At 66.3% G+C, this 15,755-nt stretch carries 16 protein-coding genes; 7 read left to right on the forward strand and 9 right to left on the reverse strand.

Going from position 1 to position 15,755, the window contains the following annotated elements:
* Positions 1-5: 5 nt before the first annotated feature.
* The 3 genes from R8G01_14915 to R8G01_14925 all read right to left on the reverse strand — a co-directional run bounded on the left by R8G01_14915 (position 6) and on the right by R8G01_14925 (position 3,216).
* The gene (locus R8G01_14915; GenBank protein MDW3215290.1) at positions 6-1,187 is read right to left on the reverse strand and encodes an amidohydrolase family protein; all 1,182 of its coding nucleotides are present in this window, start codon (positions 1,185-1,187) and stop codon (positions 6-8) included.
* A gap of 40 nt (positions 1,188-1,227) precedes the next feature.
* Positions 1,228-2,136, reverse strand: coding sequence for an SDR family NAD(P)-dependent oxidoreductase (locus R8G01_14920; protein ID MDW3215291.1), 909 nt, complete (start codon positions 2,134-2,136; stop codon positions 1,228-1,230).
* Between the two features lie 252 nt (positions 2,137-2,388).
* A complete protein-coding gene (locus R8G01_14925) occupies positions 2,389-3,216 on the reverse strand; it encodes an enoyl-CoA hydratase-related protein (protein ID MDW3215292.1) in 828 nt (275 codons plus the stop codon).
* A 63-nt stretch (positions 3,217-3,279) separates the two neighbouring features.
* On the opposite strand from R8G01_14925, the gene R8G01_14930 reads away from it, so the two are divergent.
* The 5 genes from R8G01_14930 to R8G01_14950 all read left to right on the forward strand — a co-directional run bounded on the left by R8G01_14930 (position 3,280) and on the right by R8G01_14950 (position 9,806).
* Positions 3,280-4,938, forward strand: coding sequence for a class I adenylate-forming enzyme family protein (locus R8G01_14930; protein ID MDW3215293.1), 1,659 nt, complete (start codon positions 3,280-3,282; stop codon positions 4,936-4,938).
* A 95-nt stretch (positions 4,939-5,033) separates the two neighbouring features.
* A complete protein-coding gene (locus tag R8G01_14935) occupies positions 5,034-5,738 on the forward strand; it encodes a class II aldolase/adducin family protein (GenBank protein ID MDW3215294.1) in 705 nt (234 codons plus the stop codon).
* On the forward strand, positions 5,735-6,661 hold the full coding sequence (locus R8G01_14940; GenBank protein MDW3215295.1) for a CoA ester lyase: 927 nt from the start codon (positions 5,735-5,737) through the stop codon (positions 6,659-6,661). Before R8G01_14935 ends, R8G01_14940 begins: the two co-directional genes overlap by 4 nt.
* Positions 6,658-9,051 (forward strand): CoA transferase, encoded by a 2,394-nt coding sequence (locus R8G01_14945; GenBank protein MDW3215296.1) that lies wholly within the window; start codon positions 6,658-6,660, stop codon positions 9,049-9,051. Before R8G01_14940 ends, R8G01_14945 begins: the two co-directional genes overlap by 4 nt.
* Complete coding sequence (locus R8G01_14950) at positions 9,048-9,806, forward strand: hypothetical protein (GenBank protein ID MDW3215297.1); 759 nt, start codon at positions 9,048-9,050, stop codon at positions 9,804-9,806. The genes R8G01_14945 and R8G01_14950 overlap by 4 nt, the downstream gene beginning before the upstream one ends.
* Positions 9,807-9,811: 5 nt before the next feature.
* Here the strand turns inward: R8G01_14950 and R8G01_14955 are convergent, their stop codons facing one another.
* Genes R8G01_14955 through R8G01_14965 form a run of 3 tightly spaced genes read right to left on the reverse strand, consistent with a single transcriptional unit; the run spans position 9,812 to position 12,246 of the window.
* On the reverse strand, positions 9,812-10,987 hold the full coding sequence (locus R8G01_14955; GenBank protein ID MDW3215298.1) for an acyl-CoA dehydrogenase family protein: 1,176 nt from the start codon (positions 10,985-10,987) through the stop codon (positions 9,812-9,814).
* Positions 10,984-11,394: a nuclear transport factor 2 family protein gene (locus R8G01_14960; protein MDW3215299.1), complete on the reverse strand. Its 411-nt coding sequence runs from the start codon at positions 11,392-11,394 to the stop codon at positions 10,984-10,986. The genes R8G01_14955 and R8G01_14960 overlap by 4 nt, the downstream gene beginning before the upstream one ends.
* A 9-nt stretch (positions 11,395-11,403) precedes the next feature.
* The gene (locus R8G01_14965; protein MDW3215300.1) at positions 11,404-12,246 is read right to left on the reverse strand and encodes a MaoC/PaaZ C-terminal domain-containing protein; all 843 of its coding nucleotides are present in this window, start codon (positions 12,244-12,246) and stop codon (positions 11,404-11,406) included.
* 98 nt (positions 12,247-12,344) lie between these two features.
* Between R8G01_14965 and R8G01_14970 the strand changes: the two genes are divergently transcribed.
* Together R8G01_14970 and R8G01_14975 are read left to right on the forward strand one after the other, a co-directional pair.
* Positions 12,345-12,533 carry a hypothetical protein gene (locus tag R8G01_14970; GenBank protein MDW3215301.1) on the forward strand — a complete coding sequence of 63 codons (189 nt, stop codon included), beginning with the start codon at positions 12,345-12,347 and terminating at the stop codon, positions 12,531-12,533.
* Positions 12,534-12,561: 28 nt separating this feature from the next.
* Positions 12,562-12,879 (forward strand): hypothetical protein, encoded by a 318-nt coding sequence (locus R8G01_14975; protein MDW3215302.1) that lies wholly within the window; start codon positions 12,562-12,564, stop codon positions 12,877-12,879.
* Here the strand turns inward: R8G01_14975 and R8G01_14980 are convergent.
* The 3 genes from R8G01_14980 to R8G01_14990 all read right to left on the reverse strand — a co-directional run bounded on the left by R8G01_14980 (position 12,869) and on the right by R8G01_14990 (position 15,754).
* Positions 12,869-14,074, reverse strand: a complete 1,206-nt coding sequence (locus R8G01_14980) for an amidohydrolase family protein (GenBank protein ID MDW3215303.1) — start codon at positions 14,072-14,074, stop codon at positions 12,869-12,871. The two genes, R8G01_14975 and R8G01_14980, sit on opposite strands and share 11 nt — an antisense overlap.
* A 160-nt stretch (positions 14,075-14,234) precedes the next feature.
* Entirely contained in the window at positions 14,235-15,005 is a 771-nt protein-coding gene (locus R8G01_14985) for a class II aldolase/adducin family protein (GenBank protein MDW3215304.1), read from the reverse strand.
* Positions 15,005-15,754: an ABC transporter ATP-binding protein gene (locus R8G01_14990; protein MDW3215305.1), complete on the reverse strand. Its 750-nt coding sequence runs from the start codon at positions 15,752-15,754 to the stop codon at positions 15,005-15,007. The genes R8G01_14985 and R8G01_14990 overlap by 1 nt, the downstream gene beginning before the upstream one ends.
* Position 15,755: the final 1 nt, after the last annotated feature.

Genomic DNA, 15,755 nt, shown 5'->3' on the forward strand with positions numbered 1-15,755 from the left:
GTCGGTCATCCCAACAGTTCGTTCAGGTTGTGTCGCATGATGCGCGCCACCGCATCGGGCGGCAGATTCGCCAGGCCCTCGAGGTAGTCGATCGGCTCGGCGACGCCCTCGGGGTGAGGGAAATCCGAGCCGAAGACGACCCGGTCGGCCCCCAACAGCTCGACCACCGGGCGATGATCTTCCTCGTGGAAGGGCGAGACGTAGAGGTGTTCGCGACAGATGTCGCTCGGACGGTCGAGCACCGGCCCGCCCAGCCACGGGCTACGACGACCCATGCCCTTCATCTTGTCCATCGCCGCGAGTAGGTACGGCACCCACAGCGAGCCGTTCTCGAGGCTCATGACCCGCAGCTTCGGGAACCGGCCGAACAGGTTGTGCAGGACGAACGCGGCGATCGTGTCCATGATCGGCCGATCGCCGTACGCCACGGTCCACTGGAACGCCGAGATGTTCCATGCGTTCGGACGAGGGGCCTCACTCCAACGAGTGGTGAGGTCCCGGTTGTACCCGCTCTCCGAGATGTGGAGGACCACGACGATGCCGGCCTCTTCGACTCGCGCCCAGAAAGGATCGAACACCGGGTCGGCAGGAGAGCGATCGCCTGCCGGACCGGGTCGAAGATGCGCGAACCGCCCGCCGTGGTCGGCGATCCACTCGATCTGCCCGACAGCCAGGTCGACGTCGAGGAGCGAGACCATCGGCGTCGTGAAGATGCGGTCCTCGTATGTCAGGCCCCAGTCGTCGTCGAGCCAACGATTGAACGCTCGAATGTTCGCGTCGGTCTGCGCCGCGTCGTCATCCATGAACGTCTCGACCACTCCGCCGAGACTGGGAACCACGACCGCACGTTCGACGAAGTGGTCATCCATCCATGCGAGCCGAGCCGCCGGGTCAACGAACTCCGGTCGGTTCGGACCGGTCAACCGCTCCTCGGTGATCTGCCCGCTGTCGAGCGCGCGCAGCACCTCACGCAGACTGCCCGGCACCGGAACCGTGTCGTACAGCGGCTGCACGAAGGTCATGGGAACATCGCCCACCATGATCTGTTCCTGACCGTCGACGTGCTCGACCCGCACCGCGCGTTCACGGAACTCGGGTTCGATGTATCTGGTGAACGCGTCGCGGGGCTCGTACAGGTGGCTGTCCGCGTCGACGAACCACTCGACGGGCGGCATCGCAGTCTTCATCACGAGCCCCTGCTCACGAGTCTCTCGTCACGACCGACCGTCAGTACCTGAGGCCTGGGGTCACCACGCCGAACAGGTCCATGTCGACCCGTGCGCCGGCGGCCTCGGGCGTCCACCGCTTGTCGCCGTTGTTGACCTCGGGGCCGTACGACAGCGGAAGAATTCGAGCCAGACGATCTCCGTACGCACGGATCACCTGACCGGTGATGTGCGCCGCCTTGTCACTCGACAGCCAGGCGACGAGTGGTGCACTCGACGACGGGTCCATCAGGTCGAACTCGGTGTACTCGTTCGGTTCCTTGATCGGGATGCCGGCCGTGGGGATGGTCGCCGCGATGCGGGTCGTGCCCGTCGGCGAGATGCAGTTGACGGTGACGCCGAGACGACGGAGTTCGACGCTGACGGTCTGCGTGAAGCCGATCAGTCCGGCCTTCGCCGTGGCGTAGTTCGCCTGCCCGGCGTTGCCGAACACTCCGGCGCCTGACGTCGTGTTGATCACACGGCCGGCCACGGGGCGATCGGCCTTGGTTTCGGCACGCCAGTACTTGGCAGCGTGATGGGTCGGGGCGAACGTTCCCTTGAGGTGCACGCGGATGACCGAATCCCAGGCCTCTTCGGTCATGTTGAAGATCATCGTGTCACGAGCGATCCCGGCGTTGTTCACGAGGATGTCGAGCTTGCCGTATGCGTCGATCGCCTGTTCGACCATGCGCCCGGCGCCATCGAAATCTGCGACGTCTTCGTAGTTCGCGACGGCGGTCCCGCCGGCCTCTTCGATCAGGCCGACCGTGAGGTCGGCGTCCATGCTCGAATCGGCACCATCGACCGAGCAACCCAGGTCGTTGACGACGACCTTGGCACCTTCCTTGGCGAGTTCGAGCGCGTGACCGCGCCCGATGCCGTGTGCAGCTCCGGTGACGATCGCTACTTTGCCGTCGAGCAGACCCATGGGATGTTCCTCCGAATTGTCGTGTTGCGAGTTTGAGTTGTTGATGGTGGTGTGGACGTGTGACTTCGATGATGCGGGTGATGGTGGCGACGCGCACCCGGCCGGATCAGGCCGGCAGCTCAGAAGGACTCGGGCTCGGCCCATTCGGATGACGGTGCGCCAACATATATATCTTACATACGATAAGGGCTCCGAGGACGGTCCGCAAGTCGGCCCGACCGTTGCACCTCGACCATCACGACCATCGGCTGGTCACCAACCGCGGTACGTCGGCTTGCGCCGCTCGATGAAGCTCTGAACACCCTCGTTCGCATCGGTCGTCGTCATGTTCAGGTCTTGCGCGATCGCTTCGGCGGCGAGGGCCGAATCGCGGTCCATGTCGAACGACCTGTTGACCAGCGCCTTGCACATCGCGATCGAACGCGTCGGACCGACCGCGAGTCGATCGGTCCACGCTGCGACGGCGTCGTCGAGCTCCGCCGTCGGTACGACGCGGTTGACCAGGCCGATTCGCTCCGCCTCGACGGCCGACACCGAGTCGCCGAGGAAGAAGAGTTCTTTGGCCTTCTGCGGACCGATCAGCCGCGGGAGCAGATAGCTGGCCGCCGCGTCCGGCACCAACCCGCGACGGACGAAGACCTCGACGAACGATGCCTCCTCGGCGGCCACAACGAGGTCGCAGGCCAACGCGACGTGCACACCCATCCCTGCGGCCACGCCGTTGACGGCGGCGATGATCGGCTTCTCGCAGTCCATGATCGACGTGATCAGGCGTTGCGCGTTCGTTCGAATGCCTCGCGCGACCTCGCCGGCGATCCGATCGGGGGCGTCGGCAGGCCGATGCGGCTGCGCGATCGGCGCGCTCAGGTCGGCACCGGTGCAGAATGCATCGCCCGTACCCGTCAACACGACGACACGCACGTCGACGCGTTCGGCGCACTCGTCGAGCATCGCGATCATCTCGTCGCGATTGGCACGAGTGATCGCATTGCGGCGCGCCGGACGATCGATGACGATCCGGGCGACCCCGTCGGTCACGTCGAAGTGGATGTCCGTGGGATCGTCGTCGGCGCTCGGCATGTGAAGACTCTATCTTTGCAATGATACCATGGGAGCATCGAGTCGGAAGTCGGAGGCAGGGGCATGAATGATGGCGACCGGGCACGGTCCACATCGTGGCGTCGCGGCCCGTCCGACCCACAGCTCGAACCGTGGTCGATCCCATTCGCGCTCCGACGCGCCGTCGACCTTGCCCCCGATCGGATCGCCCTCGTCGACGGCACCCCGTCGGGAGCCGGTCGCCGATGGACGTACCAGCAGCTGTACGACCAATCGGTCGAGCTCGCCGTGGAGTTGGCCGGGTCCAACCAACCCGGTGACCGCATCGTCATCTGGGGCGCCAATCATCCCGCCTGGCTGATCACCAACCTCGCCGCCGCGCTGGCCGGCCTCGTGACCGTACCGATCAATCCCGCCTACGGCCTCGGCGAGGCGATCGCTCTGGTCGAACGAACCCGTCCGAGGTTCATCGCCCATGCCGCTGAGCACCGTGACCACGACCTCCGTGCCTCGGTCGACGAGATCGCCCGAATCGTGCCGTCGGTGACCGCCACGCGCGAGTTCGACGAGATCCTCGGTTCGAATCCCACCCGCGCCGACGGGGGCAGCGTCGTCGACGACACCACCCTCCCGGTCGTCGACCCGAACGACGTCACCCAGATCCAGTTCACGTCGGGCACCACAGGAACTCCCAAGGGCGTGCTGCTGCACCATCGCGGTCTGGTCGGCATGTCGGCCACCGCGGTCGAACTGATGGACCTCGACCGTCCGCCCACCTGGCTCAACGTGATCCCGCTGTTCCACATCGGCGGCTGCGGTGTGAGCACATTCGGTCCGATCACCGCACTCGGCACGCAGATCCTCGCCGAGCGGTTCACGGTTCGCGGGGCGCTCGACCTGATCGAATCCGAGCAGGTGACCGTGATGGGATCCGTACCGACGATGTTGGTCGATCTGCTCCGGGATCCCGGGCGCCGCGAGCGGAACCTCGAATCGCTCGAGGTCGTGATGTCCGGTGGCGCACCCGTGTCGCCGCGGCTGGTCCGAGAGATCGAACGTGAACTCGACGTCCGGTTCGTCGTCGCCTTCGGTCAGACCGAGTGCCACGGTCACATCACGCAGACGCGACCGGACGACTCAGCGATCCTCAAGGCCGAGACGGTGGGCCGGCCCCTCCCCCATGTCGAGGTGAAAGTCGTCGACGCCGATTCGGGGAGGGTCGTCGACATCGGGGAACCCGGTGAGGTCTGGACGCGCAGCCCGTTCGTGATGCACGGGTATCACGACGACCCGACCACCACCGCCGACGCCCTGACGAACGACGGGTACCTCCGTACCGGCGATCTCTGCACGATGGACCCCGATGGATACCTGCGCGTCGTCGGGCGTCTGAAAGACCAGATCTGCCGCGGTGGGGAGAACATCTCGCCGGGCGAGATCGAAGCGGTCGTCGACGCACATCCCGCCGTCGCCCAGACCGCCGTCATCGGTCTCCCCGACGAACGCTGGGGCGAAATCGTCGCAGCATTCGTGCTCCCCCACGGTGAACACCCGTCCACTGACGCGCTCACAGCATGGACCGGTGAGCACCTCGCCGACTACAAGGTGCCGTCTCGTTGGTTCGTCGTCGACGAGCTTCCCATGACGCCGTCGGGAAAGATCCGCAAACACGTCCTGCGCGACACGGCGAGCACCGTCGACAACCGGACCGCCGGCAGCGACGAACGGGAAGCCCGATCGTGACCACCGTGGCCGCGAACACCACGCAAGCGTACGACTCCCCCATTGGACCACAGCAGAGCAATGATTAAGATGTTAAAGATGATGGAGCTGTCGCGATGATCGACATGACCACGGTCGGCTTCCGCCTCGCTGCGGCGCGGCGGATCATGTACCGCAACGGATGCGACAGCACGGTCGCGGGTCACCTGAGCGCACGCGCCGCGGACGGTGAAGGGTTCGTGATGACCCCCTTCGAGTACTTCGACGAGACCCTGCCGACGGGCACCAGCACACTCGACTGGGATCTCAACGTGATCGGCTCTCCGTCGGAAACGTCACCGGCCGCATCGTTCCACTCCAGCATCTATCGTCGCCGCGACGACGTGGGCGCCATCGCGCACATCCACTCGCACTGGGTATCCGTCCTGGCCAGCACCGACCAGTTCATCGGGATGTACAACGTCGGTGCCAGCCTCTTCCACGAAGAGCAGGCCGACTACGTCGACGATGGAACGGTCCCGTCGGTCGACGGCGAACGCATGGCCGACCGTCTCGGCAGCCGAAGCGTGCTCCTGATGCGCAACCATGGCGCGGTCGTCGTCGCCGACACGATCGAGCACGCGGCGATTCTCGCGCTCATGCTCGAACAGTCGGCTCGTTATCACCTCGAGTGCACCGTCGCCGGCGGACGCGAGATCGCAGAGGACGAAGTCCGACGCGTGAAGGGCCAATACCACAAGTACTTCCTCGATCAGATGTGGACGGCCAATCTGCGCCGTCTCCGCCGAAGCGACCCCGACCTCTTCGAAAGTGACCGATGACCGGTTCGGTTCCCGCCCCCCTCGTCCGATCCGCACTGTTCGTTCCCGCGAGCAGTGAACGGTTCCTCCGCAGTGCAGAGCGATGCGCTGCCGACGCGTTGATCCTCGATCTCGAGGACGGTGTCGCCGACAGTTCGCGTGCCGATGCCCGCAGGACGGCGAACGCATTCATCTCGGCGCGGCCCGAGCACGGCTCGCCCATGATCTTCGCGCGGATCAACCCGCTGACCGCCGGCCAGGTCGATGCCGATCTCGATGCCGTCGTCCATCCCGCGCTCGGGGCCGTACTCCTGCCGAAGCTCTCCGGCCCCGAAGATGTCGTCGAACTCGACCGGAAGCTCTCCTGGCACGAGGGCAAGGGTGGTCTGCGCCACGGATCCATCCGCATCTGGCCGTTGATCGAGACGCCGGCCGCGATCTCGCACGTCGACTCGATCGCGATCGCGAGTGACCGGGTGGCCTTTCTCGGCGGTGCCATCGCCGACGGCGGCGACCTCGTCAGCTCACTTCGCATCGAAGTCGGCGGCGATGGGTCCGAGAGTTTGTACCTCCGGAGCCGACTGCTCATCGCGGCACGGAGCGCCGGTATCGCGAACCCGATCACCGGACTGTGCACGGACCTCGACGATCTCGACGGACTCGAGCACGCCGCCCTCGCGGGCCGGCGTCTGGGGTACGAGGGCATGATGGTGATCCACCCGAGCCACGTACCCATCGTCAACCGGGTGTTCTCCCCCTCCGCCGAAGCGGTCACCGACGCCCGCCGCGTGCTCGAGGTCCTCGACGCTGCCGACCAGGACGGGTCCGGCACCGTGCGGCTCGACGGTCGGATGATCGACGCCGCGATGGGCGAGTCGGCCCGGCTCGTCGTCGAGCGCGATGCCAGAGTCCGAACGATGCAACCCCAGGACGGTGACCGATGACCCAGCGCGACACGACCCCCGCCGACGGCAAAGATCAGCGACCGTGCTCAGGCATTCGGATCGTCGATCTCACACAGGGAATGGCGGGTCCGATGGCCACCATGGTCCTCGCCGACCACGGAGCCGACGTGGTCAAGGTCGAACCACCCGGCGGCGACTGGGCGCGGGCCCACCTCCGAGGGTTCCACATGTGGAACCGGGGCAAGCGCTCCGTCGAACTCGACCTGTCGAACGGGTCCGATCGCGCCGACCTCGTCGCTCTCGTCGCCCGGGCCGACGTCGTCGTGACAGATTCGTGGACAACATCGACCGAACTCGAACACGAGTCGCTGATCGGGGCCAATCCGCGCATCGTCCACTGCCACATCAGCGCGTGGGGTGGCGTACGCGACGAGCACGGTCCCGACTACGAAGCGACGGTCGCGGCCGCGTCCGGACAGTTCATCGGTCTGGACCTCCTGAGTGGTCAGGTGCTGCACCCGTCGCGTCCGGATCCCACGTTCTCCCTTCCGCCCACGGCGAGCTACGGCGCAGCGATGATCGCGGTCCAGGCGCTGCTGGCGGCGCTCCTCGGCCGTCACGACGATCAGCCCGGCGAATACATCGAGACGAGCCTGTTCCACGGGTCGATGGCCTTCCTGATGCGTCAGGAACTCGCTCGTCCGGTTCCGCCACGATCGACCACCGAGCCCGACCTCACCCATCGCGGCATCGAGCTCTCGTTCCTCACCGCGGAGTGCGCCGACGGGCGCTACATCCAGATGTGTGCACGACAGGACCATCACTTCCGGTCGTGGCTGCGGGTGCTCGACGTCGAACACCTGCTCGACGACGACCGATTCTCTGGTGCACCGATGGGCATCGCCAGTCTTGCCGCTGCGGACGAACTCGAGGCGATCCTGCGCGACAGGATGCGCACCCGATCGCAGGCCGAATGGATGTCCATCTTCGTACGCGACCGCGACATCGGTGCCGATCCGTTCCTGACACCCGAAGAGTTCCTGACGCACGACCAGATGGTGCTCAATCATCGGATCGTCGACGTCGACGATCCGGAACTCGGGCTGTCGACCCAGATCGGATCACTGTTGACCATCGACGGCGCTGCTCCGTCCACGATGCCGCCGGCACCCCGGCTCGGGCAACACGGCGCCGAGATCCGGTCCGAGCTGGCGGCTCGGTCGGGTGAGGTCGCTGCGCCGATCGGAAGTTCGACACCCGGCGCGAGGCGTCCACTCGAAGGTGTGACGATCCTCGAGGTCGCCTACTTCATCGCCGGTCCGCTCGCCGCAACCCTGCTGGCCGAACTCGGTGCCCGCGTGATCAAGGTCGAGCCGCTCGCCGGCGACCCGTATCGTCGGACCGGACTGCAGTCCGCCAAGTACCTGCACGGCAAGGAGAGCATCGCGCTCGACCTCAAGCACCCGGACGGCCAGGCGGTACTCCACGAGTTGATCGCAGAGTGCGACGTTCTCGTCCACAGCTTCCGGAGCGGTGTGCCCGAGCGGCTCAAGATGGACGAAGCCACCGCCAGAGCCATCAATCCCGACCTGATCTATCTGAACGCCGCATCGTACGGGTCGCACGGACCCGAGTCCGGCCGGGTCGCCTTCCATTCGACGCCGACAGCCCTCAGCGGCGCCGGCATCGCCCAAGCCGGGACCGGCAACGCACCCGTCGACGACTCGTTCCCCGACCCCGCGGCCGGGCTCGGAGCGGCGACGGCACTGATGATCGCGCTGCATCACCGTTCGCGGGTCGCGGGCGGCTGCAGCATCGAAACGACGATGCTGACGAGCGCCGGCTACGTGATGTCCAACGATCTGGTGATGGTGGCCGGCAACGCTCACCAACGAATCGCCGACCACGAACAACTCGGTGTGTGCGCGACGTATCGGTTGTATCCGTGCGCGGACGGGTGGACGTTCCTCGCGATCGTCACCGAGCAGGAATGGCGGCGCTTCGTCGAGGCGGTCGACGACCCCGCGATCCGCGACGATCCTCGCTTCGGCACGCTCGACGATCGCCGCCGTCACGACGGCGCGCTCACCGAGGCCATCGGCCGTGTGCTGCTCGAGCAGGACGCAAGTTCCTGGGAGAAGACCCTGACTGCGCACGACGTCGTCGGCGCGACGGTGGATTTCTCGGGTTTCGAGTCCTGGCTCGAACAGCACGGTGTGGCGATCCCGGCCGAGCACCCCGCATTTCGCGATTACTATCACTTGCCACCGAAGTCGATGTTCGCGCAGCGGCCCCTCACCGTCGGACCGGCATGCGCGATCGGCGAGCACACCACCCGGATCCTGCACGAACTCGGCCATAGCGACGTCGAGATCGCCGCCCTGCTCGACAACGGGGCGGTTCAGCAGTGGGAGAACGAGTCGCCGTGAAGCCGCGACCGGCCGGCACCGGCCGGCTCGCCGAGATGGCAGCCAGATCCGAACGCCCGATCAGCCGACTCGGGGGCGGATTCATGGGCGACCCATCGCTGCTCGCTGCAGGGGCGAACCTCGGGTACGAATCGAACGACTTCTACTACGCCGGTCGGGTCGGGGTGATGGGCGAGGTCTCGTCGCCGGTCGCCATCGCCGCACTCGTGTTCTTCGCTCCGACGCGTGTCGAACTCGCGTGGGAGCGCTCGACAGGTCTGCAACATCGACGTGAGGCTGCGCTCCTCTACACCACGTGCGCGTCCGAATGGGCCGAGCAGAACTTCGTTGCGGACATCGACTGGCAACGGATCGCCGACGAGGCCGATCGGGTGATCGAGGCGATCTCGTACGCCGGCGCACCGCTGTACGCGGGTTGGATGTCGATGCCCGACGGTGAGACGCCGAACACCAGGGCGCAGCACCGGCTCAACGGACTCCGTGAGTACCGAATGGCCGTCCACGGCGCCGCGATTTCGGTTGTCGGAGTGAGCGTCGGCGACGCGGTGCGACACGCCGCCCCGCAACACGTCGGCCTGTTCGGGTGGTCGCCCGACTTCGATGACGATCCCGAGACGGTCGCCACACGCTGGCAGGAGGCCGAACGAATCACCGACCGGATGATGGGGGCCGCACTCTCCGTCCTCGGCGACGACCTCGATGACTTCGTCGAGCGGTGTGAACTCGCCGAAGCCGCAGTCTTCCGTCGGCCCTGACACCGTCAGGGACCAGGGTGCGGCTCGCGCGGGAGTCCGAGCACCCGCTCGCCGATGATGTTGCGTTGGATCTCACTCGTCCCACCCGCGATCGACAGCGACGGAGCGTGGAGGATGCCGCGCGCCAACGCTGCGGCTTCGTCGTCATCGTGGCTCCATGCCTGCGCGTCGAGACCGGCGACGCTGGAGTTCACCGCCGCAGCCGACCGGACCAGTTCGGATCCCATCAGCTTGGCGATCGAGCCTTCCGGGCCCGGGGTGTTCCCCGCCCTCGCCCTGGTCCGTACGGAGGACGCGACGAATTCGAGGACACGTTCCTCGACGGCGAGTTGCGCGAGCCCGTCGCGTTCGACGGGGTCGTCGTTCCGTCCGGCGCGTTGTGCTCGCTCGCTCGCTTCGATCGCCAAACCCGAGACGAGCGGCGAACTGCTGGCGCCGAGCGCAACTCGTTCGTTCATGAGCATCGCGGACACACAACGCCAACCGTCGCCGACGGCGCCGATCAGGTGATCGGCGGGAATCCGAACGTCCGTGCAGAAGACTTCGTTGAAGGCCGACTGACCGGTCATCAATCGGAGTGGCCGGACCTCGACGCCCGGAGTGTCGAGCGGCAGCATGAACATCGAGATCCCGCCGTGGCGAGCGATGTCCTGGTCGGTCCGCGCGGCACACATCGCGACATCGGCGTAGTGGGCTGCAGACGTCCAGACCTTCTGTCCGTCGAGCACCCACCCGTCGCCATCGCTGACGGCACGGAGTTGCAGCGAGGCGAGATCGCTGCCCGCACCGGGTTCGCTGAACATCTGGCACCAGATCTCGTCACCCCGCAACATCGGGGGAACGTGTCGCAGTTTCTGTTCTTCGGTACCGAACTCCAGCAACACCGGGACACACATCCCGATCGTGACGGAGAAGAGCATCGACGGCAGCCAGTACTCGGCCGCTTCCTCGTTGAAGATCTCGACGTGATCGCGACCGAGACCGGCGCCGCCGTACCGCGTGGGGACCGACAGCCCGACGAGTCCCGCAGCGGTCAACCGTTTCTGGAACGCGACGCCGTCGGCGCGAGGAACGTACGCAGGGACCGCTCCCAACTCGTCACGCCGGACCGCCATCTGCGCCAGGACCTCACGGACGTGATGACGGAACGCCTGCGGATCGGTGGGCGCCGTCGTGCTCACGGTGCGAGCGCTCGCGCCGCGACGAGGGGGTTGAAGAACTCACGCTGGTAGCAGATCCTCCCGTCCCGGAACCGGAACACGGCGATATAGGTGTTGGCGTAGGTTTTTCCCGTGCTCGTCAGATGACCGTTGCTGACGAACTCGACGATCAGTTCGTCAGGATCGGCGCACTCGTGGACCTCGGTGATGGTGAGCTCCATCTTGTACTCCTCGAACGCCGACTCGAGCATCGACAGAGCTCGGGGCTTGCCGACGAGGCGCATCGGTGGGTCGGTGAACGGCAGGTCGAGCACCATGTCGTCGGTGTACTGCGTGAGTTGACGGGCCGCATCGGCGGCGCCGACCCCGGCGAACGCTTCGCGTACGACGTCGAGATGTGCGATGGCTGGACGGTCTGGTTCGGACATCGTTCGTGCTCAGGTCCGGTGCTCCAAGAGGCCGTCATCCAAGACGACCTGATCGCCACTCCACACCTTGACGCCGGTCGTGTCGTCCGAGAGGTTCCACAGCCCGACCGAGAGAACGTCGCCCGGCAGAACCGGGCGCGAGAAGCGAGCAGTGAACGCGCCGAACCGTTCCGGGTCCCCGTCGAGACACTCGTGGAGCGCCACACGGCCGGCGATTCCGTAGGTGCACAGCCCGTGGAGGATCGGGCGCTCGAACCCGACTCGACGGGCGAACTCGGGGTTGGAGTGGAGCGGGTTCCGGTCACCATTGAGGCGGTACAGCAACGCCTGGTCCTCGCGTGTCGGCACGGTCACGGTCCGGTCGGGATCGCGGTCGTCCGGGAGCGGGGTCGTGGAGTCGGTCCCGCGGTCGCCTCCGAAGCCGCCCTGCCCGCGGAGCACGAGAGTCTGCGTACACGTGAACACGGGGTCGCCGGATGCGGCGTCGGCCGCCTCGTGGGCGATCACCAGCACCGCATGCTTGCCACGATCCTGGACCGCGACGAGCACCGCCGAGATGTCGATGACACCGTCGGGCTGCAGCGGCTGATGCAGTTCGGTGCGTTCCGCGCCGTGCACCATGGTGGACCGATCGGTCACTCCCGCCGCATCCCAGAGCGCGCTCAGATCGGCGGTACGGGTCGCAGCGAACGTCGGGTACACGGACTGCGGGATCCCCGAGTTCTCGGTGACGAACCCGAGCGCCTCCTCCCCGGCACCCACGCTGAGCGCGTAGAGCAGACACGCCGACGAGTCCCACGCGAGTTGCTCCACCGGGGTACGAGCGCCGATATCTGCCTGTTTCAAGTTCATCATCGCTATCTTAATGATGTTACAACGAGAACGACAGCTCCCACATCGCGGTCGTCGAGATCGACACCGAGACCGGCAGGGTCCAACTCGTCCGGCACGTGGCCGTCGACGACTTCGGCACGGTTATCGCGCCCTTGTCGGTGCTCGGGCAGCAGCACGGCGGCAATGCCGCCGTGCTGCTGGTCAGGCCCTGTTCGAGCGAGTCCGCTACGACGTCGATGCCAATCCCGTCACGTCGAATCTCGCCGACTACTGTCTGGCCGCTGCAAGCGAACTCCCGTCGTTGAGGCGCACCCGAGCGAGACGCCCACGCCGTTGAATCCCTTGGGAGCCAAGGGGATCGGCGAAGCCGCCACCATCGGGTCGACCCCGGCGATCCAGAACGCGGTCATCGATGCGCTTGCTCACCTCGGGGTTCGGCACATCGACCTGCGCTGCACACCCGAACGGGTCTGGCGAGCCGCGAGCGATGCGCGACGCGGCGCGACCGTCGATCCCTGGCGCGAGCCGCCCGGTGACTTCGAGCGGTCGACGCAATCGGTTGCCTCGATCAACGCCGACGTGACCGCCGGGACCATCGCCGACGGCGCGTGGACTCCACCGTCGGGGTCGGCACCTTTCCTCAGCTCGTGATGCCGAGCCGCTCGAGTCCGAAGGCGCGAATCGCCGAGCCGCGCATCAACTCGTAGATCTCTCCATCGTCGAGCCCGAACTTCCGGCAACTCTCCATCGCGCCGGAGTGCGATTCGGGGAACGTCGTCACCGAGTGCGGGTAGTCGGTCTCGAAACACATCTGGCGAACACCGATCGAATCCCGGTTCTTGATCGCGACATCGTCGTGGAAGATCGACGTGAAGACCCGGTCGACGAGATACGACGTGGGAGGGTTCGGGAGGTCGACGCTCATGGACGAGCCCTCGCGAAGCGCCCACAATGCATCCGCCTGCTCGAGCACGAACGGCAACCAGCCCGCCTGGCTCTCGGCGAAGAACAGCTTCAGGTTCGGGATGCGGTCGAGCGTTCCGGAGAAGATGAAATCGAGCAGCGAACCGGCCGAGACCGAGAAGTGCGTCAGCGACGAGATGATGTGCGGAGCGTCCGGTGACGTGGTCGGCATGTGCGAGCTGGAGCCGATGTGCATGCACACGGTGGTCTCGGTGTCGGCCGCAGTCTGGAAGAACGGATCCCAGTAGCCGGAATGCAACGACGGAAGGCCCAGCTGGTACGGATTCTCGGAGAACGCGACGGCGACCGTGCCCTTCTCCGCACAGCGCTGCAACTCGGCCACCGCGAGATTCACGTCCCACAGCGGGATCAGCGTGAGCGGGAGGAGGCGTCCATGCCCCGCACCGCCGCACCACTCGTCGATCATCCAGTCGTTGTAGCTCCGGACGCACTCCAACGACGTTTCGCGGTCGCCGCGCTCGAGGAACGTCTGGCCGCAGAACCGCGGTACGAGGTTCGGGTAACACATCGACGCGCTGACGCCGTCGGTCGTCATGTCGTCCAGTCGCGGGCCCTGCTTCCACGTGCCAGGGTGCAGGGCGTCGTAGGTGGTCGGCAGGAAGTCGGGCTTCTCGAACCCGACCTTCGCAGCTGCCGTGATCAGAGCGATCTCGACGTCCGCGTAGACCCACCAGTCGCAGGGGTCGCCTTCGTCGTCGCTCCGGTGGAGCACCATGCGGCCGTCGACCATCTGCGCGACGGCTCGAGCCCGCTCGACATGTGGGACGTCGTTCTTGCGCGACGCCGGCGCACGGGAGGTCCAGATCTCCGGGTCCTCCATCACATGATCGTCGACCGAAATCATCAATGGTTCCATCGTCATCCTGCTCACTCCATTCTGGGTTCAGCGACTGTGTTGCAGATCATCACCCGACGATGCCGGTGCTGCGGCCGGAAGCGTGCCTCCGTCGTCGAGACCCGATCCGATGAACTCGTCGAAACGATGCGACGTCGTCGACCTTCGCTCCGGAACACCATTGTATCTATCTTTGATCTTTTTGCAATCGAGGCTCGGGCCTGCCCGGGTGGAACAGATCCGGGTCGGTGTGGCGCAAACGCCGAACGTGAGCCGCCCAACTCAGTTCGACGTACGCGCGTTCGTGCGCGGCCTTGGTCGACCGGAGATGCGCGGGCGACATCTCGTCGGCGCCGCGCTCGCTCGCCTCCAGATGCAGCCGGGCCTGCTGCTCGACGACGCAGGCGAGCACGGTGGCGCGTTCGATCGATGACGAGGCGATCACCACCCCATGGTTCTTCATCAGGAGCACCTCGCGATCGCCGAGTGCATCCGCCACCCGCTCACCGCGGGTCCGGTTGGGGTCGATCTGGTCGCTCCAGGTGACCTGGCGCTCGTGGAGCAGCGAGGCGGTCGAGTTGTACATGCCGATCTCCTGGCCGAGCGCACACAGCACCATCACCCAGAACGAATGGGCGTGGACGACGGCGTGGACGTCGCTGCGGCGCCGATACAGCTCGATGTAGTCGGCGGCGTAGCGACGGGCGTCTCGCGAATTCGACCCGTCCGCCGAACCATCGAGCGCGAACGCCGCCACGTCCTCTGCACGGCAGATCTCACCGAACTCGAGCGGAGAGACCCAGACGAGATCGTTGTCGTCACGTTCGCTGACGTGCTGGGCGATCCCGGTGTCGCATCCCTCCCGGGCCAACACTCGCCGAGCCATCGCCACTCGGAGCGCCGGTCGGATCGGGCGACGGGTCACCGCGGTGGAGCCGGCATCGGGATCGGGGTCCATCACGTTCGTTCCGCCTGTGGGGTCTCGCCGTCTTCCTGGCCACGTGGCGCGTCATGGGTGTGGCCGAGATAGGCCGCCATCATTCCCTCCCGGTCCTGCATCTCCGAACTCCGACCACTCATGACGAACTCACCCCCGACCATCACGATCGCTCGGTCGGAGAGTTCGAGCGCCACCGAGGTGCTCTGCTCGACGAGCAGCACCGGCATCGCGGCGGTCACCTCTCGGAGCGCCGCGTAGACGACCTTCGTCACGATGGGTGCCAGTCCGAGCGATGGTTCGTCCAGCATCAAGAGTCGGGGCGCCGCGAGCAGCGCACGTCCGATCGCCACCATCTGGAGTTCGCCACCCGACAGCGACCACCCCTCGCGGTCGCGCAGCTGCCGCAATGCGGGGAAGAGGTCGTACACCTCGTCGATCGTGTGCCGAGCACGCCGACCGGCCGTGGCGGTCTGCCCGACTTGCAGGTTCTCGTGGACCGTCAACGTCGGGAAGACCCGACGTCCCTCGGGCACGTGGATCAGACCCATCCGCGCCAGGCGTTGCGCCGACGTGCGCTGGAGATCGTGCCCGTCGAAGATCACCCTGCCGCGGCTCGGCGTCAAGCGCGAGATCGCGCGCAGTGTCGAGGTCTTACCGGCGCCGTTGGGGCCCAAGAGCGCGATGCACCCACGTTCGAGATCGAGCGACACGCCGCGCACGGCGTCCACCGGGCCGTAGCTGACCGTGAGGTCGCTGATCTCCAGCACG

Source organism: Ilumatobacteraceae bacterium, from assembly GCA_033344875.1.
GTDB lineage: Bacteria > Actinomycetota > Acidimicrobiia > Acidimicrobiales > Ilumatobacteraceae > Ilumatobacter.